At 60.8% G+C, this 22,118-nt stretch carries 20 protein-coding genes and 1 riboswitch; of the genes, 9 read left to right on the top strand and 11 right to left on the bottom strand.

The window, feature by feature from the left end; all coding sequences use genetic code 11:
- The 5 genes from lepA to rpoE all read right to left on the bottom strand — a co-directional run bounded on the left by lepA (position 1) and on the right by rpoE (position 5,871).
- The gene (lepA, locus tag L4G42_RS10070) at positions 1 to 1,797 is read right to left on the bottom strand and encodes a translation elongation factor 4 (RefSeq protein ID WP_237250381.1); all 1,797 of its coding nucleotides are present in this window, start codon (positions 1,795 to 1,797) and stop codon (positions 1 to 3) included.
- Positions 1,798 to 1,968: 171 nt separating this feature from the next.
- A complete protein-coding gene (locus tag L4G42_RS10075) occupies positions 1,969 to 3,405 on the bottom strand; it encodes a DegQ family serine endoprotease (RefSeq protein WP_272905108.1) in 1,437 nt (478 codons plus the stop codon).
- 292 nt (positions 3,406 to 3,697) lie between these two features.
- On the bottom strand, positions 3,698 to 4,660 hold the full coding sequence (locus L4G42_RS10080) for a MucB/RseB C-terminal domain-containing protein (protein WP_237250382.1): 963 nt from the start codon (positions 4,658 to 4,660) through the stop codon (positions 3,698 to 3,700).
- A gap of 8 nt (positions 4,661 to 4,668) precedes the next feature.
- Entirely contained in the window at positions 4,669 to 5,256 is a 588-nt protein-coding gene (locus L4G42_RS10085; RefSeq protein WP_237250383.1) for a sigma-E factor negative regulatory protein, read from the bottom strand.
- A gap of 33 nt (positions 5,257 to 5,289) precedes the next feature.
- Positions 5,290 to 5,871: an RNA polymerase sigma factor RpoE/AlgU gene (rpoE, locus tag L4G42_RS10090; protein WP_037014368.1), complete on the bottom strand. Its 582-nt coding sequence runs from the start codon at positions 5,869 to 5,871 to the stop codon at positions 5,290 to 5,292.
- Positions 5,872 to 6,366: 495 nt separating this feature from the next.
- On the opposite strand from rpoE, the gene nadB reads away from it, so the two are divergent.
- Positions 6,367 to 7,983 carry an L-aspartate oxidase gene (nadB, locus tag L4G42_RS10095; RefSeq protein WP_237259794.1) on the top strand — a complete coding sequence of 539 codons (1,617 nt, stop codon included), beginning with the start codon at positions 6,367 to 6,369 and terminating at the stop codon, positions 7,981 to 7,983.
- Here nadB and L4G42_RS10100 read toward each other — a convergent pair.
- Positions 7,952 to 8,419, bottom strand: a complete 468-nt coding sequence (locus tag L4G42_RS10100; RefSeq protein WP_237250385.1) for a protein YgfX — start codon at positions 8,417 to 8,419, stop codon at positions 7,952 to 7,954. The two genes, nadB and L4G42_RS10100, sit on opposite strands and share 32 nt — an antisense overlap.
- A complete protein-coding gene (locus L4G42_RS10105) occupies positions 8,403 to 8,657 on the bottom strand; it encodes an FAD assembly factor SdhE (RefSeq protein WP_065992433.1) in 255 nt (84 codons plus the stop codon). The genes L4G42_RS10100 and L4G42_RS10105 overlap by 17 nt, the downstream gene beginning before the upstream one ends.
- A 142-nt stretch (positions 8,658 to 8,799) precedes the next feature.
- Here L4G42_RS10105 and ygfZ point away from each other — a divergent pair, with 142 nt between their 5' ends.
- Positions 8,800 to 9,741, top strand: a complete 942-nt coding sequence (gene ygfZ, locus L4G42_RS10110; RefSeq protein WP_237250386.1) for a CAF17-like 4Fe-4S cluster assembly/insertion protein YgfZ — start codon at positions 8,800 to 8,802, stop codon at positions 9,739 to 9,741.
- 97 nt (positions 9,742 to 9,838) lie between these two features.
- Positions 9,839 to 10,660, top strand: a complete 822-nt coding sequence (locus L4G42_RS10115; RefSeq protein WP_237259795.1) for an HDOD domain-containing protein — start codon at positions 9,839 to 9,841, stop codon at positions 10,658 to 10,660.
- Here L4G42_RS10115 and L4G42_RS10120 read toward each other — a convergent pair.
- On the bottom strand, positions 10,654 to 12,102 hold the full coding sequence (locus tag L4G42_RS10120) for a sensor histidine kinase (protein ID WP_237250388.1): 1,449 nt from the start codon (positions 12,100 to 12,102) through the stop codon (positions 10,654 to 10,656). The genes L4G42_RS10115 and L4G42_RS10120 overlap by 7 nt on opposite strands.
- Positions 12,095 to 12,766 carry a response regulator gene (locus L4G42_RS10125; RefSeq protein WP_237250389.1) on the bottom strand — a complete coding sequence of 224 codons (672 nt, stop codon included), beginning with the start codon at positions 12,764 to 12,766 and terminating at the stop codon, positions 12,095 to 12,097. The genes L4G42_RS10120 and L4G42_RS10125 overlap by 8 nt, the downstream gene beginning before the upstream one ends.
- Positions 12,767 to 13,282: 516 nt before the next feature.
- Here L4G42_RS10125 and L4G42_RS10130 point away from each other — a divergent pair.
- From L4G42_RS10130 to L4G42_RS10145, 4 genes are all read left to right on the top strand, one after another.
- Positions 13,283 to 14,263: a Bug family tripartite tricarboxylate transporter substrate binding protein gene (locus L4G42_RS10130; protein ID WP_237250390.1), complete on the top strand. Its 981-nt coding sequence runs from the start codon at positions 13,283 to 13,285 to the stop codon at positions 14,261 to 14,263.
- Between the two features lie 75 nt (positions 14,264 to 14,338).
- Positions 14,339 to 14,797 (top strand): tripartite tricarboxylate transporter TctB family protein, encoded by a 459-nt coding sequence (locus L4G42_RS10135; protein WP_237250391.1) that lies wholly within the window; start codon positions 14,339 to 14,341, stop codon positions 14,795 to 14,797.
- Position 14,798: 1 nt separating this feature from the next.
- A complete protein-coding gene (locus L4G42_RS10140) occupies positions 14,799 to 16,313 on the top strand; it encodes a tripartite tricarboxylate transporter permease (RefSeq protein WP_237250392.1) in 1,515 nt (504 codons plus the stop codon).
- Positions 16,306 to 17,352 (top strand): AbrB family transcriptional regulator, encoded by a 1,047-nt coding sequence (locus L4G42_RS10145; protein WP_237259796.1) that lies wholly within the window; start codon positions 16,306 to 16,308, stop codon positions 17,350 to 17,352. The genes L4G42_RS10140 and L4G42_RS10145 overlap by 8 nt, the downstream gene beginning before the upstream one ends.
- Positions 17,353 to 17,495: 143 nt before the next feature.
- On the opposite strand, the gene ung is transcribed toward L4G42_RS10145, so the two are convergent.
- Positions 17,496 to 18,191 (bottom strand): uracil-DNA glycosylase, encoded by a 696-nt coding sequence (ung, locus tag L4G42_RS10150; RefSeq protein ID WP_237250394.1) that lies wholly within the window; start codon positions 18,189 to 18,191, stop codon positions 17,496 to 17,498.
- Positions 18,192 to 18,362: 171 nt separating this feature from the next.
- Here ung and L4G42_RS10155 point away from each other — a divergent pair, with 171 nt between their 5' ends.
- Positions 18,363 to 19,475: an enoyl-CoA hydratase/isomerase family protein gene (locus L4G42_RS10155; protein WP_237260793.1), complete on the top strand. Its 1,113-nt coding sequence runs from the start codon at positions 18,363 to 18,365 to the stop codon at positions 19,473 to 19,475.
- A 560-nt stretch (positions 19,476 to 20,035) separates the two neighbouring features.
- Here the strand turns inward: L4G42_RS10155 and L4G42_RS10160 are convergent.
- Positions 20,036 to 20,605 carry a hypothetical protein gene (locus L4G42_RS10160; RefSeq protein ID WP_237250396.1) on the bottom strand — a complete coding sequence of 190 codons (570 nt, stop codon included), beginning with the start codon at positions 20,603 to 20,605 and terminating at the stop codon, positions 20,036 to 20,038.
- A gap of 277 nt (positions 20,606 to 20,882) precedes the next feature.
- Positions 20,883 to 20,984: riboswitch (guanidine-I (ykkC/yxkD leader) on the top strand.
- A gap of 59 nt (positions 20,985 to 21,043) precedes the next feature.
- Here L4G42_RS10160 and L4G42_RS10165 point away from each other — a divergent pair.
- Entirely contained in the window at positions 21,044 to 22,111 is a 1,068-nt protein-coding gene (locus L4G42_RS10165; RefSeq protein ID WP_237250397.1) for a putative urea ABC transporter substrate-binding protein, read from the top strand.
- Positions 22,112 to 22,118: the final 7 nt, after the last annotated feature.

Raw genomic sequence — 22,118 nt, forward strand, 5'->3', positions numbered from 1 at the left:
CTATTCCAACCTGAGCACTGCAAGGAAGGCTTCTTGTGGAATTTCCACGTTGCCAACCTGCTTCATGCGTTTCTTACCGGCCTTCTGCTTCTCGAGCAGCTTGCGCTTACGGCTGACGTCGCCACCGTAACATTTGGCCAGTACGTTCTTTCTGAGCGCCTTGACGGTTGTGCGCGCGATAATCTGGCCGCCAATGGCGGCCTGGATTGCCACGTCGAACATCTGACGAGGAATCAGTTCTTTCATCTTTTCGGTCAACGCGCGGCCTTTGTAGGCGGCGTTGTCACGGTGCACGATCAGCGCCAGAGCGTCGACCTTGTCGCCGTTGATCATCACGTCCAGGCGAACCAGATTGGCCGACTGATAACGATCGAAATGGTAGTCCAGCGATGCATAACCACGGCTGGTCGACTTGAGACGGTCGAAGAAATCCAGGACCACTTCGTTCATCGGCAAATCGTAGGTCACTTGCACCTGCGTGCCGAGGAACAGCATGTCGTGCTGAATGCCCCGCTTCTCGATGCACAGCGTAATGACGTTGCCCAGGTGCTCTTGAGGCACAAGGATATTCGCTCGCACGATCGGCTCGCGCATGTCCTCGATGGTAGACAGGTCTGGCAATTTCGACGGGTTGTCGACGTGAATGGTTTCACCGGTCTTCAGCAGCAGCTCGAAGATTACCGTCGGCGCAGTGGTGATCAGGTCCAGGTCGTACTCGCGCTCAAGGCGCTCCTGGATGATCTCCATGTGCAGCATGCCGAGGAAGCCGCAGCGGAAGCCGAAGCCCAGCGCGTCGGAGCTTTCCGGCGAGTACTGCAACGATGAGTCGTTCAGCGTCAGCTTCTGCAGCGCGTCGCGGAAGTCCTCGAAGTCATCGGAGCTGACCGGGAACAGACCGGCGTAGACCTGCGGCTGGATACGCTTGAAGCCGGGCAGCACAGGGACGTCAGGGGTAGTGCTCAGGGTCAGGGTGTCGCCCACTGGCGCACCGTGAATGTCCTTGATGCCGGCGATGATGAAGCCCACTTCGCCGGCTTTCAGGTCAGCGGTGGCGCTGTGCTTGGGGTTGAAAACGCCCACGCTGTCGACCAGGTGCATCTTGCCGGTCGACTTGACCAGAATCTTGTCGCCTTTCTTGACGCGGCCGTGACGCACCCGCACCAGGGAAACAACGCCCAGGTAGTTGTCGAACCACGAATCGATGATCAGCGCTTGCAGCGGGTCTTCGATGTTACCCGTCGGCGCCGGGATGGTCTGGACCAGACGCTCGAGCACTTCGTCGACGCCCAGGCCGGTCTTGGCGCTACAGGCCACGGCGTCGGTGGCATCGATGCCGATGATCTTCTCGATTTCTTCCTTAACGCGGTCTGGATCAGCCTGCGGCAGGTCAATCTTGTTCAGGACCGGCATGACTTCCAGGCCCTGTTCGATGGCGGTGTAGCAGTTGGCAACGGACTGGGCTTCTACGCCCTGGCCGGCATCGACCACCAGCAACGCGCCTTCACACGCCGCCAGCGACCGGCTGACTTCGTAGGTGAAGTCAACGTGACCCGGGGTGTCAATGAAGTTGAGCTGGTAGGTGATCCCGTCCTTCGCCTTGTAATAAAGCGTGACGCTGTGGGCTTTGATCGTGATCCCGCGCTCACGCTCCAGGTCCATGGAATCAAGCACCTGAGCCTCCATCTCGCGCTCGGTCAGGCCGCCGCACATCTGGATGAAACGGTCAGCCAGCGTCGACTTGCCATGGTCAATGTGGGCGATGATGGAGAAATTGCGGATATGACTCAAATCACTCACGGATCAACACTCGAAAAAGGTCGCAGGCAGACTGCCCGCCAAAAATAGCCGGGAATTGTACCTGAAGGAACGATCAGGCGTCACGTTCACGCGCAGAGCCTGCGCGTCATGCACCGCAGGGACACAAAAAAAGGAGCGGTCTGACCGCTCCTTCTTGCTGTTCCTGACGGGTTATTCCGCCAGCTTGAACGTGATGAACGTCGCACGGCCCTGACGCAGAACGCGCATGGAGACAGAGCGATTCTTCGGCAGGTCTTTGGCCACCTCGGTGAACTGCTTCGACGAAGTGATCGCCTGGTTGTTCAGGTGTGTGATGACGTCACCCGCCTGCAGACCGATCAGCGAAGCCGGACCATCCTGGACATCCTTGATAACCACGCCGCCCTTGAGGTCCAGCGACTTCATCTGCTCAGCGGTCAGATCGACCACCGAAACGCCCAGACGGTTGCTGCTGCGCTCGACGCCGGTGTCGGCCGCGCCCATCTCTTCGCCTTCGGCCGGCAAGGCACCCACGGTCACGGTCAGCTTCTGACGCTTGCCGTCACGAATCACTTCGAGCTCGGCCTTGCTGCCATCCTTCAGATTGCCGACCAGGTGTGGCAAATCTGCGGACATGACGATCGGCGTGCCGTTGGCGCTCAGGATCACGTCGCCGACCTGCAAACCACCTTTGGCGGCCGGACCGTCTTCAAGCACTTGAGCCACCAGCGCACCGGCCGGCTTGTCCAGACCAAAGGACTCGGCAAGGTCTTTGTTCACTTCCTGAATCACGACACCCAGCCAGCCACGGTTGACCTTGCCGCTGGCCTTGAGCTGGTTGGCTACGTCCATGGCCACGTCGATCGGGATCGCGAACGACAGGCCCATGAAGCCACCGGAACGGGTGAAGATCTGCGAGTTGATACCCACTACTTCGCCTGCCATGTTGAACAGCGGACCGCCCGAGTTACCCGGGTTGATCGCTACGTCGGTCTGAATGAACGGGACATACGTGTCATTCGGCAGGCTGCGACCCTTGGCGCTGACGATGCCTTTGGTCACGGAGTGATCGAAGCCGAACGGCGAGCCGATCGCCAGCACCCACTCACCCACTTTCAGCTTGTCGGAGTTCCCCAGCTTGACGGTGGGAAGGTCCTTGCCATCGATCTTTAGCACCGCGACGTCGGTACGTGGATCAGTGCCGATCAATTTGGCCTTCATCTCACTGCGATCGGACAGACGCACTAGAATCTCGTCGGCGCCATCGATCACGTGATTGTTGGTCAGGATGAAACCGTCAGCAGAAATGATGAAGCCCGAGCCGAGTGACTGCGCCTCACGCTGACGATCACCCTTGCCGCCTCCTGGCGCACGGGAGCCTGGCGGCGTGCTGCGCTCGAGAAATTCGCGAAGCATCGGTGGCAGCCCTTCCAGATCAGGCATCTGACCCTGGGCAACCGAGCGTTCCGGCAACTTCTGACGCGTGCTGATATTGACGACTGCAGGGGAAGCCTGCTCCACCAGAGAGGTGAAGTCCGGCAAGGCTTCGGCCTGAGCGGTGAAGACCTGTCCAAGCATCAGCACAGCGGCCATCCAGGCCAGGTAAGGTTTCAAGCGTGGTATCGACATATGGCTCCCGTTTACAACGAGCATGGTTAAGCGGTACGAGCCCGCAGGCTCGCGAAGCATCTGTGCGCCGTGGTTTCCCGCGACACCTGTATCTGCTCCAGTTTCCTGGACCCTGAAACAACAAAGGCCACAGCTGCGAAGCTGTGACCTATAGAAAAAAATACATCCGATTGCAACCGACAAAGCGCACTAAACATTTCAGCAGTACCAGTGAAGCCCATATTTAAAGGCTTGTGAACATGAGACGACCAAATGAAACCTTTTTCATAGTGGGCATCACCGGTGTGCAGAATCAGTTTTTGCTCGTGGCCGCGGCGTCGTCCCGCATGGAAAGCGCGATGCGCTCGGCCGTCCCGATCGGTATCTCGCCCACTACCGTCACCATGGCATCACCCTTGGGCGTTGTTACGCGACGAGAGACAGCAACCGTTGGGCCCAACTGGGTGCGAATGTCCGTCACCGCTGCACCGCTGACGGGTTCAACGAACACCGAGAAGCGGGCGAGGCCATCGTCATACATCAGGCTCGTCACCAGACTCTTCGAGTCCGGGTCCTTGCGGGCGGCGGCGCTGCTCAGGTCAAATCCCGGGGGCAGCCAGTCGGAGCGCCACGCAACCGTCTGCTTGGGCACGTCAGCCTTGGATTTGACTACTTCGACCGGCTTGCATTCAGCCCCTGGCGAAACCATCTGATCGGTGAGTGACTGCGACGTATTGAGATCAGTGAACTGAAAACGCTCCAGCAATTGGCCCTTGTCGCTGAGCAACAAAGACTTCAGCGGCAAGCCGGTTTCACTGTCGAGGTGCAGTTCGATGCCGTAACGGTGCTGATCACGAGGGGTCAGTGTCACGACATTGGCCAAGCGTCCGGCGACACGGGAAGTGCCTGCCGACTTGATGTCATACCAGGATGACAACCTGGCAGCATCGAAGGCTCGAGCCGGAGAATCGGGAACGCTGGTCACGCCCTCTTCGAGGGTACCGCTGACGCATTGGGTTACCCCATTGACGCGTAGCACTTCCTGAGGAGAGCCATCCAGTTGAAGAAGATGCTCCCGAACCTTGCCGTCGGCGACGCGTTGCCAGATTCGGTGAGTGGAGAAGCTGCCGTTACGCTCGTAAACGAATGTACCCGTGTAGCTTTGCTGCTGCTCAGCCTGCGCAAGACGTTTCAGCTGGTCTTGCGCATCATCGGCATGAGCTGGAAGGACCAGCCATCCACCAAGCAGAAGCGGCAGTAGAGGGATGGCGCGCATGATCCTCCTTAACGGTTTTCCAGGCTTGCAGCACGGGCGTATGGAAGAGCGCCTTCAGCACCTTTCATCGCAGCTTGTTGTGCATGCTGACGCAGGTATCCTGGCAGACGCTGGTCATGCCAGCCGGCCTGGTTCTGCAGTACACCGCTTGCCATCGGACCCGGGGACTGTTCGCCCTCGGTGTAGCCTGCCAACACTGCAGGGCCTTTGGCCTGTGGCATTGCGACATTGCTCGGCTGGGATTGCTGGGCCAGTTGCGCCCCTGCAATTTCGTCCTGATTGTACAAACGTACGCCAGCCAGAACGGCAACCGTTACCGAAGCAGCTACGGCCAGACGACCTAGCGTGCGCCAGGGACCACGACCGGCCTTGAGCGGGCTGACTTCATCAGCGATTCCGGCAGCAACGGCGGCCGAAATGTCTAAGTGAGGTATCAGCAGTTCTTTATGCATGGCTGCACGGGCAATCTGATAACGGGACCAAGTGGCTCGTGTGTCCGCATCTTCAATGGCGCTAAGCACGCGACGCAGTTCCAATTCGTCCGCTTCGTTATCCATCACCGCGGACAGCGATTCCTGCAGGGCTTCACGACTCATGGCGGTTCCTCTCTTGTGGCTATCGCCGCTGTCTCAGGTTTCCTGCAACAGAGGTTGCAAGGCTTTGTCGATGGCTTCCCGAGCGCGAAAAATGCGAGAGCGCACGGTACCAACCGGACATTGCATGACACTGGCAATGTCTTCATAACTCAGACCGTCGAACTCACGCAAAGTTAAAGCTGTACGCAAATCTTCTGGCAGTAGCTGGATGGTTCGATGGACGGTGCCCTCGATCTCATCCCGCAGCAATGCCCGCTCTGGCGACTCGATGTCCTTGAGGCCGTGATCGCCATCATAGAACTCCGCGTCTTCCGATCTGACATCGCTATCCGGCGGCCGCCGACCTCGCGACACCAGATAGTTCTTCGCCGTGTTGATGGCGATACGGTACAGCCACGTATAAAACGCACTGTCACCGCGGAAGTTACCAAGTGCGCGATAGGCTTTGATAAACGCCTCTTGCGCAACATCCTGGGCTTCATGGGTGTCGTGAACGAATCTCACGATCAACCCAAGAATCTTGTGCTGATATTTCACCACTAACAGATCAAACGCTCGCTTGTCGCCGCGCTGTACGCGTTCAACCAGCTGCTGATCTTCTTCCTGGGTTAGCATGAACACTCCTCATAAAGCTTAAAGGAGCATCGCATCGGCTCTTTCGCAGGCTTGCAAACATAGACTCGGGCTTTAAGCAAAAGTTCTCCCCCCTTCAAGCAAGTCTCCGGCGAGCGTCTGCTGCCCGCACGGAAAACGCCGCTCGAACCAGGTCGGCTGCGTAAATAATCTTGTCGTCAGAAGCGTTCGTACTGGCTGAAAACTGCCATTGCGTAACGTCGACGCTGTTCCTTTATGGGCAACCCACTATTGAACGTACAGGCTCATGAAAAGTTCCCATCGTCCAATATTGGGTGTAAGACACACGTCCCGTCGGTTGTAGGACTCAATCCGTATGAAGCTGTAGGAAAGATCTCGCCCATCAAACGGGGTGCAGGACGTCGTGGGGTGGCGCACACTCCGCTCCCACCGTGATTCACCGTTGCCATAAAGCGCGGCCATTGTGCCGTTCCACCCTTGCTTATACTAGTGGCCATTTAGACGCCGAGACCCGAGATGAGTCAGCATTTCCAGCACGACGTATTGGTAATAGGCTCCGGCGCAGCCGGTTTGAGCCTTGCGCTGACATTGCCCGGACATCTAGACGTGGCGGTCCTCAGCAAAGGCGATCTGGCGAACGGTTCGACTTTCTGGGCCCAGGGTGGCGTTGCGGCGGTTCTGGATGACGCCGACACCGTTCAGTCTCACGTCGAAGACACCCTCAACGCGGGCGGCGGCCTGTGCAACGAGGACGCAGTCCGGTTCACCGTCGAGCACAGCCGCGAGGCCATTCAATGGCTGATAGACCTTGGCGTGCCCTTTACCCGGGATGATCCGTCGACCGTCGTGGACGGCGGGTTCGAATTTCACCTCACCCGCGAGGGCGGGCACAGCCACCGCAGGATCATTCACGCCGCCGACGCCACTGGCGCGGCGATCTTCCGCACATTGCTGGCGCAGGCCAAGGCACGTCCCAACATCGAATTGCTGGAACAGCGCGTGGCGGTCGATCTCATCACCGAGTCGCGGCTGGGCCTCGAAGGGCAGCGTTGCCTGGGCGCCTATGTGCTGGATCGTTCGACGGGTGAGGTCGACACCCACAGCGCACGTTTCACCATTCTGGCGTCGGGCGGCGCGGCGAAGGTCTATCTGTACACCAGCAATCCCGACGGCGCTTGCGGCGACGGTATCGCGATGGCCTGGCGCTCGGGCTGCCGCGTGGGCAACCTGGAGTTCAACCAGTTCCACCCTACCTGCCTGTACCATCCGCAAGCCAAGAGCTTTCTTGTTACCGAAGCCTTGCGCGGTGAAGGGGCGTACCTGAAGCTGCCCAATGGCGAGCGCTTCATGCAGCGTTTTGACCCAAGGGCCGAACTGGCGCCCCGTGACATCGTTGCCCGCGCGATTGACCACGAGATGAAACGCCTGGGCGCCGACTGCGTGTTTCTGGACATCAGTCACCAGTCCGAAGACTTCATCAAGAGCCATTTCCCGACGGTGTACGAGCGCTGCCTCACGTTCGGTATTGATATCACGCGTCAGCCCATTCCCGTGGTCCCGGCCGCGCACTACACCTGTGGCGGCGTTCTGGTTGACCAACAGGGCCGCACCGATGTGCCCGGCCTGTATGCAATCGGCGAGACCAGTTTCACCGGCCTGCACGGCGCCAACCGCATGGCCAGCAACTCGCTGCTGGAATGCTTCGTGTACGCCCGCTCCGCCGCGGCAGACATCGTTACTCAGCTTGACCACGTCCCGCAGCCGCAAAACCTGCCGGCATGGGATTCGAGTCAGGTGACCGATTCCGACGAAGACGTGATCATTGCCCACAACTGGGACGAGCTGCGTCGGTTCATGTGGGACTACGTGGGCATAGTGCGCACCAACAAGCGTCTGCAGCGCGCCCAGCATCGGGTGCGACTATTGCAGGACGAGATCGACGAGTTCTACAGCAACTACAAGGTCAGCCGCGATCTGATCGAGCTGCGCAATCTGGCCCAGGTGGCAGAGCTGATGATTGCTTCGGCGATGGCGCGCAAAGAAAGCCGCGGGCTGCACTACACGCTGGATTACCCGGACATGCTGCCCGAAGCGCTGGACACTATTCTGGTGCCGCCCACCTTCGCCGGCTGAACTTCAGGCGTAAACGCAGGCGTCGGTGGCTATCCGGCGCCATGGCGTCTGCCGGGATGCACAGGCTTCGCACCCACAAACGGCGCAGCCAATGGCCTGTCGCCACTCTGAAACGCAGCACGACCATGTGCGGCAGCGCCAGGCTGTCGGGGCGCAGCTGCACCGGTTGCCAGCCGCCCTCCTCGCTCCACAACGCCCAACCGCTGCTGTCACACCGCAGCCCGATAGGCGACTGCGGCCGATCGAGCAGAATGAATCGGCGAAAGCTGCGTGATGCGTGTAAGGCGCACAGCAGGACGCAGACAGCTTTTGCCCACAGGGGAATTGAAAGAAGAACCGTCGACGCCAGCGCAAGGATTTGCGTGACGAGGTACGCCGTCAGCAGCGCCCGGGAGGGTTGCCAACGGCATTCGAAACGATCACTTCGGCTGGACACGGTCCAGGATCATCCGAACCATGCGCTGCAGCTCCGGATCTTCCGACTCCGCGCGCTGCATGAACCAGCCGAACATGTCCTGATCTTCACAGGTCAGCAGGCGGACATAGAGGTCGCGATCTACCTGGTTGAGCGTCGGGTAGACTTCTTTGACGAACGGCACCAGCAATACGTCCAGCTCAAGCATGCCGCGACGGCTGTGCCAAAAAAGGCGATTGAGTTCAACATCTTCGACCATGGAGGGCTCCTCGAATTTGCCGGCGAGTATACAGGCGCATCGTCCCGGGGCGTACTTGCAGTTGGTCGCAGCTTTTTGCGTATACCCATTAACGACACGCGGCACTATGATGGTGCCCCAGACTTCTACCCTGCGATGACTCATGGCCGTTCCAGCATTTTTCTGCCCCCTGTCCCATGAAGGTGTGCTCGCCGTTCGCGGCGTGGATGCCGGCAAGTTCCTGCAAGGCCAACTGACTTGCAACATTGATTACCTCAGCGAAGCCAGGGCGACCCTCGGCGCGCGCTGCACGCAAAAGGGCCGCATGCAGTCCAGCTTTCGCATCCTGCTTGAAGGTGACGGCGTGCTGCTGGCAATGGCCAGCGAGCTGATCGAAGCGCAATTGCTGGACCTGAAGAAATACGCCGTCTTCTCCAAATCCAAACTGACCGACGAAAGCGCGTCCTGGGCTCGATTCGGCCTGCAAGACGGTGACGGCGCGCTGGTCAGCCTCGGCCTCGACCTTGCGCACGACACCGACTCGGTCGCCCGCGCCAATGACCTCATCGCCATTCGTGTTTCCCCTGCCCGCGCCGAATTGTGGGTACGTGCCGAGCAGGCCAATGACGTGCGCAGCCGTCTGGTCGCCCACGTGCCGGAAGCGCCGCTCAACGACTGGCTGCTGGGGCAGATCCGCGCCGGCATCGGCCAGGTGTTTGGGCAAACCCGTGAAGAATTCATCCCGCAGATGATCAACCTGCAAGCCGTGGGCGGAGTGAGCTTCAAGAAAGGCTGCTACACCGGCCAGGAGATCGTGGCGCGGATGCAATACCTCGGCAAGCTGAAACGCCGGCTGTATCGCCTGACCATGGGCGGCAGCGAACTGCCTGAACCGGGCGCTACGCTATTTTCGCCGGTCCATTCAAGCGCGGTAGGCAACGTTGTGATCGCGGCCCGGTCTGATGTAGGGATCGAGGTGCTGGCGGTCTTGCAGGCGGATGCGGGGGAAGATGGCCGGATCCATCTTGGTACGGCTGATGGCGAGGCCCTGCAATTAAGCGAATTGCCATACACCCTCGACGCGAAGCTCGAAACACAGCGTTGAACCCGGTTGAAGCATGCGCAAGACGTCAGTGTAGTTGCCAGCGCCGTCCCCTCGAGTAGACGGCCGTTGGCCGGAATGCAATGTCCAGAGATCCAATATGAGTAGCATGGCTGACGAGGTGCAGAGGGATCTGATCAAGGCGATCGACAAGGATGCTCTGTTTCTGCCAACTCTCCCCGAAGTTGCACTGAGGATCCGCCTCGCGGCGGAAGACTCGGAAATCTCCATTGCTGCGCTGAGCAAGGTCATCGGCAGCGACACCGCGCTTTCCGCACGGCTGATCAAAGTCGTCAACAGCCCACTGCTGCGGCCGAATTTTGAAGTCAGCGACGTGCTGACGGCGGTTCGACGTCTGGGCGTGAACTACAGCTGTAACCTGGCCATCGGGCTGGTGGTGGAGCAGATGTTTCACGCAAAATCCGACGTCATCGAAACCAAGATGCGCGACATCTGGAAACTCAGCATGCAGGTGGCGGGGGTCAGTAATGTCCTCAGTTACCGCAGTGCGCGCCTCAAGGCTGACAAGGCCACGCTGGCCGGGCTCATTCATCTCATTGGTGTGCTGCCGATCCTGACCTACGCCGAGGACAACTACGAGTTGCTCTCCGACCCGATCAGCCTCAATCACGTTATCGAACGCATCCATCCGATCATCGGCGAGCGGCTGCTGCGCTCGTGGGATTTCCCGGAAGGCCTGGCGATCGTCCCTCGGCAATTCCAGAATTTCAGCCGTGTCTCGGATCAGGCTGACTACGTGGATCTGGTGCAGGTCGCGACGATTCATATTCATGAAATGAACGGCACGCCGTACTCGAATCTGCATTTTCAGTCAGTGCCGGCCGTGGCGCAGTTGGGCCTGAACATGGCCGATGGTGGGCTGATCAACGAGATGAATGAGGCGATGACGCTGCTCTACTGATCACTGTTGCTTGCGCGCTCAGCCAGTCCCACCAGCCCGGACTCTGGCACCACAAAGCTCACCCTCACTTTCAAGCCCCGCTGTTCGCCGTCATGCAAGGTGATGCGCGCCAGATGTGCCCTGCAGATCTCTCCCACAATCGCCAATCCCAGTCCGGAACCCTTGCTTTGCTGATTGCGCCGGTAGAAGCGCTCGAACACTCGCTCGCGTTCGTGGGCCGGGATGCCTGGGCCGTCGTCCTCGACTTCGAGCACGCACGGCGCGTGAACACGCAAGATCACGTTGCCGCCTGCGGGGGTATGGGCAAGGGCATTGTCCACCAGATTGCTCAGCAGTTCGTTGAGCAACGTGGGCTCGCCGCGCATCCACACTGGCTCGTCAGCTTCCAGCGCCAGGGCCACACCCCGGGCGTGGGCCAGCGGCGCCATGGCCATGCCCAGCTCACGCGCCAGTTGGCTGAGGTCGAGCAATTGCGCGCCGCCTTCGGCAATGGCCCGCGCGCCGTTTTCGATGCGTGCCAGCGACAGCAACTGGTTAGCCAGATGGGTCAGTTTATCGGTGCCGGAGGCGGCGCTTTCGAGCGTATTGCGCCACGCCGCAGGCTCCTGGTCACGCAAGCCCAGCTCCAGCCGCGCCTTTAAGGCAGCCAGCGGCGTGCGTAATTCATGCGCCGCGTCGGCGATGAATTGCGCCTGGCGCTCAAACTGCATGCGCAGCCGCTCGGTGAAGTGGTTGAGCGAGCTGACCAGCGGGCGCAGCTCGTGCTGCACTTCGACCAGCGGCAACGAGCGCAAATCGTCAGGCTGACGTTCTTCCACCGCCGTGCGCAGGCGGTCCAGTGGTCGCAACGCGGCGCTGACCGTGAACCAGACCAGCAACAACGCGCCGCAGCCCAGCATGCCCAGACGCAGCAACGTATCGGCCATCAGTGCCTGGGCCATGTCCACCCGCGCTTCTTCGGTTTCCGCCACGCGAATCTCGGCCATGCCGTTCATGTTCGGCTCGCTCACGGCCTTGAGCAGGCTGACCACCCGCACATCCTGGCCCTGATAACGGCCGCTGTAGAACTTGGCGAGGGCCGGATAAGCGTCGGTGCGCGGCGTGCCCGGGGGCGGCGCGGGGATGTTTTCGTAGCCCGAAATGAGCTTCTGGTTGATGTCGTTGACCTGGTAGTAAATACGCCCCGCACTGTCGTAGGCGAAGGTGTCCAGGGCCACGTACGGCACGTCGGCGCTGAGGCTGCCGTCGTGTTCAGACAACCCGGCAGCGATGGTTCGCGCCGAGGCCAGCAAGGTGCGATCGTAAGCGGTGTCTGCCGCCTCGCGTCCGTTCCAGTAGGCGCTCATGCCGCTGGCGATCATCAGCACCACCAGCAGCAAACCCAGGTTCCACAGCAAGCGCCAGCGCAGGCTGTTTTCCGCTGAAGGAAACGGATTAAGCATCCCGGCTTTCCAACAGGTAACCCAGACCCCGAAACGTGACGATCGCAATCGGGTGGCCATCGAGCTTTTTGCGCAAGCGGTGCACGTAGATTTCGATGGCGTCGGCGCTGGCCTCTTCGTCCAGCCCAAACACCTGCGCCGCCAGTTGCTCCTTGCTCATCACCCGACCGGGCCGGGCGATCAGCGATTCAAGCACCGATTGCTCGCGGGAGGTCAGCGTGAGGAGTTCTTCACCGAGGGTGAAGCGGCGGGTGTCGAGGTCGTAGACCAGTTCGCCGCAGCGTTGCTGGCGTTCGCCGCCAAGCACGCTGCGGCGCAGCAACGCCTTGACCCGCGCTTCCAGCTCGGACAGTTCGAAGGGTTTGGCCAGGTAATCGTCGGCGCCGAGGTTCAGGCCGTGGACCCTGTCCTTGACGTCGCTGCGGGCGGTCAGCATCAGCACCGGGGTGTTCTTGCCCCGTGCCCGCAGACGCGCCAGCACTTCGAAGCCGTCCATGCGCGGCAGGCCGACATCGAGCACCACCACGGCATATTCTTCGCTGCTCAGGGCCAGATCAGCTGCAACGCCGTCGTGCAGAGCGTCAACGGTCAGGCCGCTGCTCTTGAGGGCCAGCGCGACACTTTCAGCCAGTTGCAGATGATCTTCGACGAGCAGGACACGCATCGATTTCTCCCCAGTGAGCATTTTATGGGCGGAGTTTACAGGCGCGCGGTCGTCTGTGAAGGCCCGGCGCGCGGGAAAGACCGTGGCGCTGATGAGCAACTTCTCCGCAACGGTTCTGCTGGAAGCTGCCTGAAAGCTTCATGAAAGGTAGTTGAAAGGTTGATGAAAGCTTCGCTGATTAGGATCCCGTTACGACTTGTCACGATTGCGTCCCGCGTCCCGCGTGACGCTGCTGATGCCAGGGTCGTGACGAAAAACGCCTTGATGCGTTTTCAACAATAAAAACAATATCGGAGTCATCAGTGATGCCCTCACTGCAACCCTCGGCCGTCGTGCCGCCTGAACCCCGTTGTGTCTACTGTTCACCTCGCAGCCCTGTTGCGTGGTGTTTCGTCACGTCCGCATCTTGTCGACCGACGCACGTGCGACCGCGCTTGCAACGTGGCGGCGCGACTGCCTGACGAACCTACGACTGCCCTGCCCCCATTAAAACAACAACTCCTCTGGAGACGGACCATGAACCTATCGTTGCGCCATATCAGCGTTGCCGTCAGCTGCATGCTGATGGCCACCCAATTGTGGGCCGCCGAGCCCAACCGTCCTGAATGCATTGCGCCGGCCTCGCCCGGTGGCGGCTTCGACCTGACCTGCAAACTGGCGCAAAGCGCGCTGATCAACGAAAAGATCCTCTCCAAACCGATGCGCGTCACTTACATGCCGGGCGGCGTCGGCGCCGTAGCGTACAACGCGGTGGTCGCTCAGCGCCCGGCCGACGCCGGCACATTGGTGGCCTGGTCCAGTGGCTCGCTGCTGAACCTGGCACAGGGCAAGTTCGGCCGTTTCGACGAGAACGCGGTTCGCTGGCTCGCTGCCGTCGGAACCAGCTACGGCGCAATCGCGGTCAAGGCCGATTCGCCCTACAAGAACCTCGACGATCTGGTCAAAGCGCTGAAAGCCGACCCGGGCAAAGTGGTCATCGGCTCCGGCGGCACCGTGGGCAGCCAGGACTGGATGCAGACCGCGCTGATTGCCAAGGCTGCCGGTATCAACCCCCGCGAACTGCGTTACGTCGCCCTGGAAGGCGGCGGTGAAATCGCCACTGCCCTGCTCGGCGGCCACATCCAGGTGGGCTCCACCGACATCTCCGACTCCATGCCGCACATCCTCAGCGGCGACATGCGCCTGCTGGCGGTGTTCTCCGAAGAGCGTCTGGACGAGCCGGAAATGAAGAACATTCCGACCGCCAAAGAACAGGGCTACGACATCGTCTGGCCGGTGGTGCGCGGCTTCTATCTGGGGCCAAAGGTGTCGGACGAGGACTACAACTGGTGGAAAGCGGCCTTCGACAAGCTGCTGGCGTCGGAAGACTTCGCCAAGCTGCGCGATCAGCGTGAGCTGTTCCCGTTCGCCATGACCGGTGAGGAGCTCGACAAGTACGTAAAAACCCGCGTCGCCGAGTACAAAACGCTGGCCAAGGAATTCGGCCTGATTCAGTGATTGAACTGCATTGACCGGTCTTCGATTGACTGAGGGTTGCGCCGCCTGCGCGGTGGCGTGATCCGGGAGTTTTCCATGGTGATACAACGACTTTTCGCTGTCGTGCTGCTGCTGGTCTGCATCGGCCTGGCAATGATGGCCTGGCCTTATCAGGCGCCCTTTTCCTACGAACCCGTTGGCCCCCGTGCCTTCCCGCTGCTGATGCTGGCGCTGATGGGTATTTCGCTGCTGTACATGGCGATCCGTCCGACACCGATCGTGCATTCCGAGGAAGAGCCGGCGCTGGACCGTCCGACACTGATCAAGATCGGCATCTGCACCGTGCTGTTGCTGGTGTTCGCCGGGCTGTTCGAGCCGCTGGGCTTCGTGTTGAGCAGCATTCTCGTCGGCATTCCCATGGCGCGCTTGTACGGTGGCCGCTGGCTGCCAAGCGTCGTGATCATCACCTTCATGAGCATCGCGCTGTACGTGCTGTTCGACAAAGTGATGGATGTGCCCCTGCCCCTCGGCCTGCTCGACGTTCTGGAGAACTGATATGGACACTCTCGGCTATCTCGGCCAGGGCTTCGGCGTCGCGCTGACCCCTTACAACTTGATCACTGCCCTTTCCGGCACGCTGATCGGCACCGTCGTCGGCCTGCTGCCCGGCCTGGGCCCGATCAATGGCGTGGCGCTGTTGATCCCCATCGCATTCGCGTTAGGCCTGCCGCCTGAGTCGGCGTTGATTCTGCTGGCAGCGGTGTATCTGGGCTGCGAATACGGCGGCCGCATCAGCTCCATCCTGCTCAACATCCCGGGCGAAGCATCAACCGTGATGACCGCGCTGGACGGCTACCCGATGGCGCGCCAGGGCATGGCAGGCGTGGCATTGTCGCTGTCGGCGTGGAGTTCGTTCATCGGTGCGCTGATTGCCACCTGCGGCATGGTCATGTTCGCGCCGCTGCTGGCGAGGTGGGCAATTGCCTTTGGCCCGGCGGAATACTTCGTACTGATGGTGTTCGCCATCGTCTGTCTGGGCGGCATGGCCGGTGATCGACCGCTGAAGACATTTGTCGCAGCGCTTATCGGGCTGTTTCTGTCGAGCATCGGTATCGACGCCAACAGCGGCGTGTACCGTTTTACCGGCGACAACATCCATCTGGCTGACGGCATTCAGTTCGTCGTGCTGGTGCTGGGTCTGTTCTCGATCAGTGAAATCCTGTTGTTGCTCGAGAAAACCCATCGTGGCCAGGAAGCAGTAAAAGCCACCGGCCGCATGATGTTCAACGTCAAAGAAGCAAGCTCGGTCTTTTTCGTGAACATCCGTTGCGGTCTGATGGGTTTCATCATGGGCGTGCTGCCGGGAGCGGGCGCAACGCTGGCCAGCGCCGTAACTTACATGGCCGAGAAACGCATCGCCGGTGCGAGCGGCAAATTCGGACAGGGCGACATGCGCGGTCTGGCAGCGCCAGAAACTGCGATTGGTGCGGCGGCCTGTGGCGCACTGGTGCCGATGCTGACGCTGGGCGTGCCGGGTTCGGGCACCACGGCGGTGATGATCGGCGCCTTGTCGCTGTACAACATCACGCCGGGACCCCTGCTGTTTCAGCAACAACCGGACATCGTCTGGGGCCTGATCGCGTCGCTGTTCGTCGCCAACGTCATGCTGGTGATCCTCAACATTCCGATGATCCGCATCTTCACACGCATCCTGTCGGTGCCGAACTGGGCACTGGTGCCGGTGATCGCGATCATTACCGGGATCGGCGTCTACGCGGTTCATGCCACCACCTTCGACCTGTTCCTGATGGTCGGCATCGGCATCTTCGGCTATATCCTGCGCAAGCTGGACTTCCCGCTGTCGCCGATTCTGCTCGGCTTCATCCTCGGTGGTCTGATGGAACAGAACCTGCGCCGCGCTTTGTCGATCTCCAACGGCGGACTGGAAATTCTGTGGTCCAGTCCAATCACCCTGGGTATGTGGGTCGGGACGGCGTTCATGCTGGTGTTCCCGCTGATCCGCATCTGGCGCAAGCGCTCCAGGCAGCGTCGCGCGCTGGCCGATGTCTGACCGGCCATTCAGCACGTGGTGGGGAACACCGCTGGTCGGCCTGCTGGGGGGAGTCCTCGCCAGTCAGGTTGGCTGGCCACTGCCCTGGATGGTCGGCTCGTTACTGGCGATCATCCTGGTCCGCTGCCTCACGCCCTGGCAGCTGGCTGAAATTCCCGGCGGCCGCAAATGCGGCCAATGGGTGGTCGGCATCGGCATCGGCCTGCACTTCACCCCCGTCGTCATCGAACAAGTCCTTTCCCACTTCGGCCTGATCTTCATCGGCGCGCTGGTGACCAGCGTCTCCAGCGTGGTCGGCGTGTGGCTGATGCTGCGCACCGGCGAGGACCGCGCCACGGCGTTCTTCTCCAGCATGCCCGGCGGCTCGGGCGAAATGGTCAACCTCGGCGCACGCAACGGCGCCATTCTCAGCAACGTCGCCGCCGGGCAGAGCCTACGGGTGCTGGCGGTGGTGCTGTGCGTACCGGCGATCTTCAAATACCTGATGGGCGACGGCGGCCCGCCTTCCCATGCGACGGTGGTGGATTGGCGATGGCTGATGCTGTTGTTTCCGCTGGGCGCGCTGGTGGCCTGGGGCTGGGAGCGGCTGAAACAGCCCAATCCGTGGTTATTCGGGCCGTTGCTGATCAGCGCGATGATCAGCGTCAGTTTCGATTTGCACATCAGCCTGCCTCAGGGTGGCAGTCAGCTGGGGCAGTGGCTGATCGGCAGCGGTCTGGGCTGCCACTTCAACCGCGCGTTCTTTCGCCGCGCACCCTCGTTCATCGGCCGCACGCTGCTGGGGACGGCGCTGACAATGAGCATTGCGGCGTTGTGCGCACTGGGGCTGAGCGCGCTGACTCAGTTGGACTTGCGCTCATTGACGCTGGGGATGATGCCGGGCGGGATTGCAGAAATGAGCCTGACGGCGGAGGTGCTGCAACTGTCGGTGCCACTGGTGACGGCGATGCAGGTGATGAGGCTGTTGTTTGTGTTGTTTCTGGCCGAGCCGTTGTTTCGGTATTGGGATCGCAAAGCCTGCGCAGGCCCAAAACGGTAGGAGCGTGACTTGTCCCGCGATCTGGCGCGTAGCGGCAGCACACCTGCCAGCGATTTTTTCCTGATCCACCGCATGCACCGATTCCACGACCGGTTCCCGGCCGATCGCGGGACAAGCCACGCTCCTACAGGGTGAGTGCCGTGTCAGACAACAGCCGGCAATCGCCACTCGATCGGCGCCAGGTCGTTCTGCTCCAGAAACTTGTTCGCCAGACCAAAGTGCCCGCAACCCAGAAACCCTTTGTACGCTGACAGCGGCGACGGGTGCACGGCGGTCAGGACCAGGTGCTTGGACGCATCGATCAGTTTTTTCTTGCTCTGCGCGTGTGCGCCCCACAGCAGAAACACCAGGTGCGGCTGATGGGCGCTGACGGTTTCGATGATCTTGTCGGTGAAGTGCTGCCAGCCCTTGCCGGCATGGGATGCGGCGTTGGCGCGCTCGACGGTGAGCGTGGTGTTGAGCATCAAGACGCCCTGATCTGCCCACGACTGCAGATAGCCGTGGTTGGGGATGTCGATATTCAGGTCACGCTTGAGCTCTTTGTAGATGTTGACCAGCGAAGGCGGCGCCGGGACGCCGGGCTGCACCGAGAAGCACAGGCCGTGGGCCTGATTGGGGCCGTGGTAGGGATCCTGACCGAGGATGACCACTTTCACGTTATCCAGCGGCGTCGAATTCAGGGCGTTGAAGATCAGCGGCCCCGGCGGATAGATTTCCTTGCCCGCCGCATGCTCCTGACGCAGAAATTCGCGCAGCTCGCCCATGTAAGGCTTCTCGAACTCGTCGCGCAGGGCCTGCTTCCAGCTGGCCTCCAGTTTGATGCGGTCGTGGTTTGTCATGGTGTGATCCGGCAGAAACAATGCGCAACTTTAGGGACTGTGGCTGATTATTTCCAGCGCAGCGCCGTCGGATCTTTCTACACTCGTTCTCAGCCGCCGGTTTGCAACTTCCGGGCGTCGAGAGGACTCACAATTCTCGATAGATCCCCGTACCACTGACAAGAGGTCACGATGAATCTGCAATTTGAAGAGCTCACCGCCACGGACGGCGCCCGCCTGGGCATCGCCACGCTGGATGCGGAAAAATCCCTCAACGCCCTGTCGCTGCCGATGATTCTGGCGTTGCAGGACCGACTGAACGACTGGGCCAGCGACCCGCAAATCGTCTGCGTGTTGGTGCGCGGCAACGGCGAAAAAGCCTTTTGCGCGGGGGGCGACGTGCGTGCGCTGGTCGAGGCCGGGAGCGGTCAGCCTGGCACGGTTGCGCCGCCGGCTGCGCAGTTTTTCGCGGCGGAATACCGGCTGGATTACACGCTGCACACCTATCCCAAACCGCTGATCTGCTGGGGCCACGGCTATGTGTTGGGCGGCGGCATGGGCTTGCTGCAAGGGGCGAACATCCGTGTCGTCACGCCAAGCAGCCGGCTGGCGATGCCGGAGATCAGCATTGGTCTTTTTCCTGACGTCGGCGCCAGTTGGTTCCTGTCGCGACTGCCGGGCAAGTTGGGGCTGTTTCATGGATTGACCGGCGCGCACATCAACGGCCGTGACGCGCTGGATCTCGGGCTCGCCGATCGCTTTCTGCTGGACGATCAGCAGGAGGAGATGATCGACCGGCTGCTGCAGCTCAATTGGCAGGAGCAGACGAAGGTGCAACTGACCAGCCTGTTCAGGGCGCTGCAACTGGAGGCGGTGGATCAGTTGCCCGCCGCGCAATGGCTGCCTCGTCGCGAGACGATTGATGAGCTGCTGGATGTCGCCGACGCGCCGAGTGCCTGGAATGCGTTGAAACACCATCTGAATTCAGATGACCTGTTATTGGCGAAGGCCGCGAAGACCCTGAGCGACGGCTGCCCGATGACCGCGCATCTGGTGTGGGAGCAGATTGAGCGGGCGCGGCATCTGTCGCTGGCTGAAGTGTTTCAGATGGAATACGCCATGGCCCTTAATTGCTGTCGGCATCCCGAGCTCGCCGAGGGCGTGCGTGCACGGCTGATCGACAAGGATCAAAAGCCCCACTGGCACTGGCAAGACATTTCAACCATCCCGCTGGCGGTGGTGGACGCGCACTTCGAAAAAGCCTGGGAAGGCCGACACCCACTGGCGGATTTGTCGGAGTATTGAGGGGGGAGCAACATACAGGCCAGCGATAGAAAGCGGTTTCTCAGTAGGACCAGCTTTAGCCGGGAAGGCGTCGGACGTCACACTGAGGAAATGAGGGTGCGTATACCGCCCTCTTCCCGGCTAAAGCCGGTCCTACATTAAAATGCGTACACCCTGTAGGACTGGCTTTAGCCGGGAAGGCGTCAGGTGTTACACCGCAAATATGAGGGTGGAAGGACGGGCCTCTTCCCGGTTGAAGCCGGTCCTACCATTAAAATGCGTACACCCTGTAGGACTGGCTTTAGCCGGGAAGGCGTCAGGTGTTACACCGCAAATATGAGGGTGGAAGGACGGGCCTCTTCCCGGCTGAAGCCGGTCCTACCATTAAAATGCGTACACCCCGTAGGACTGGCTTTAGCCGGGAAGGCGTCAGGTGTTACACCGCAAATATGAGGGTGGAAGGACGGGCCTCTTCCCGGCTGAAGCCGGTCCTACAATTGGAATCCGTGCACCCTGCTTCCCAGAGTTATAAATTCAACCCATAAAAAACGGCGCTCCTCGGAGCGCCGTTCTTGTATCACTCAGCGATTGCCGCCACCCGGTCCGCCGTGTCCGCCGCGACCAAAACCGCCATCTTGACGGTGGTTGCCTCCCGATCCGCCGGGCCGTGGACCTGGGCCTGGGCCTGGGCCTCCGCCTCCTCCGCCGGGATTGCCATGCCAACCGCTACCGGGGCCATTACCGCCTCCGGGTCGTGGGCCTGAGGGCGGTGGGCGATAGCCGGAACCGCCGCCGTGGTAGCCGCCGCCGTTATAGCCCCCGCCGCCATGGTACCCGCCTCCCCCACCGTACCAGTTGCCGCCGCCATAACCCGGACGACCACCGTAGCCGGGACGACCCCCGCCGTATCCAGGAGCGTAATAACGCGGTGGCGGCGCGTAGTAGCGAGGTGCCGAGTAGTAACGCGGCGAGGAGTAATACACCCCCGATCCGTAATACGCCGGGGCGACCGGGCGATAACTGTCGTACACGTAACCGCTGCTGTAGCCACCGCTATAGATCGGCTGCGTGTAGCTTTCTGATTCGTAATAACCTCCATAACAACCTGCCAGGGACAATGTCATCAAAGCGGTAAGCAATCGTCGATACATGGCGGCCTCCCGGACCGCGGTAGAGCTCGAACCAGCGGCGCTGGTCGGCGTTCCCGAAACTGCCGAGAACATTAACTCAGACTCTTGAATCCAGAGCGAGTGCCCCACCGCAGGCCCCAGCCGCCAGACGGCGCCCTGCATCAGTGCACGGCTGGCCCGTCGTCAAACGACCTGCGCCCGTCCGGCTCAGGCGCCACAAGGGTTTGAGCAACTTGGCACAACTCTCGCTTGAGGGATCCTGTGCAGGAGTCACCTCAGGTTCGCGGCACCACAATTTGCAATAGCCGACTAGGGTTCCGGCTCGCGTTTAGCGAGTGGCTGGTCCGAGAGTTGGCGACCTCCAGTAGAGGTTACACGGCGGGATAAAAGCCCGGGAGACAGGACACCAGTGGTGTCGCCGTGCTCCTGACCGTCCCTTTTCGCTACTGGAGACACCCCATGCAAAAGTCCCGTCTGTTCAGCTTGCTCACCGCAGGCGTCTTCGCAGCATTGAGCCTCTCGGCCACCGCCGCTCCAAAAAAAGATTTCGACGTCTGCTGGACCATCTATGCCGGCTGGATGCCATGGGAATACGCAGGGACCCAAGGCATCGTCGACAAGTGGGCCAAGAAGTACGGCATCCACATCAAAGTCACCCAGCTCAACGATTACGTCGAATCCATCAATCAGTACACCGCCGGCCAGTTCGACGGTTGCACCATGACCAACATGGACGCCCTCACCATCCCCGCAGCCGGCGGCGTTGAAAGCACAGCGCTGGTGGTCAGCGATTTCTCCAACGGCAACGACGGCATCGTCATCAAGGGCGACGGCAAGAAAGTCACCGACCTGAAGGGCATGGACGTCAACCTGGTCGAGCTGTCGGTGTCCCACTACCTGCTCGCCCGCGCGCTGGACTCGGTGGACCTGACCGAAAAAGACCTGAAAGTCGTCAACACCTCCGACGCCGACATCGCCGCCGCTTTCAACACCAGCGAGGTCAAGGCCGTCACCACCTGGAACCCGATGCTCTCGGAGATCAAGGCCAAGCCCGGCGTCACCGAAGTGTTCGACTCCAGCAAGATCCCTGGCGAGATCATGGACATGATGGTGGTCAACACCCAGACCCTGAAAGACAACCCGGCACTGGGCAAAGCCCTGACCGGCGCGTGGTTTGAAGTGGTGACGCTGATGAACGCAAAATCCGCCGAATCCAAAGCCGCGCTGGAGCACATGGCCCAGGCGTCGGGCACCGATCTGGCCGGATTCCAGTCGCAACTGGACACCACCAAGCTGTTCGCCACGCCCAAGGAAGCGCTGGACTTCGCCACCAGCAAGCAACTGCCGGCGACCATGCGCAAGGTCGCTGACTTCTCCTTCGACCACGGCCTGCTCGGCGAAGGCGCCAAAGACGCCAGCGCGGTCGGCATGACCTTCGCCAACAGCGTGACCGAAGGCGACAAGGCCAACCTCAAGCTGCACTTCGACCCGAGCTATGTGCAGATGGCTGCCGACGGCAAGCTGTAAAAACCAA

Origin of the sequence: Pseudomonas petrae (assembly GCF_021728295.1) — a bacterium.
Classification (GTDB): Bacteria; Pseudomonadota; Gammaproteobacteria; order Pseudomonadales; family Pseudomonadaceae; genus Aquipseudomonas; species Aquipseudomonas petrae.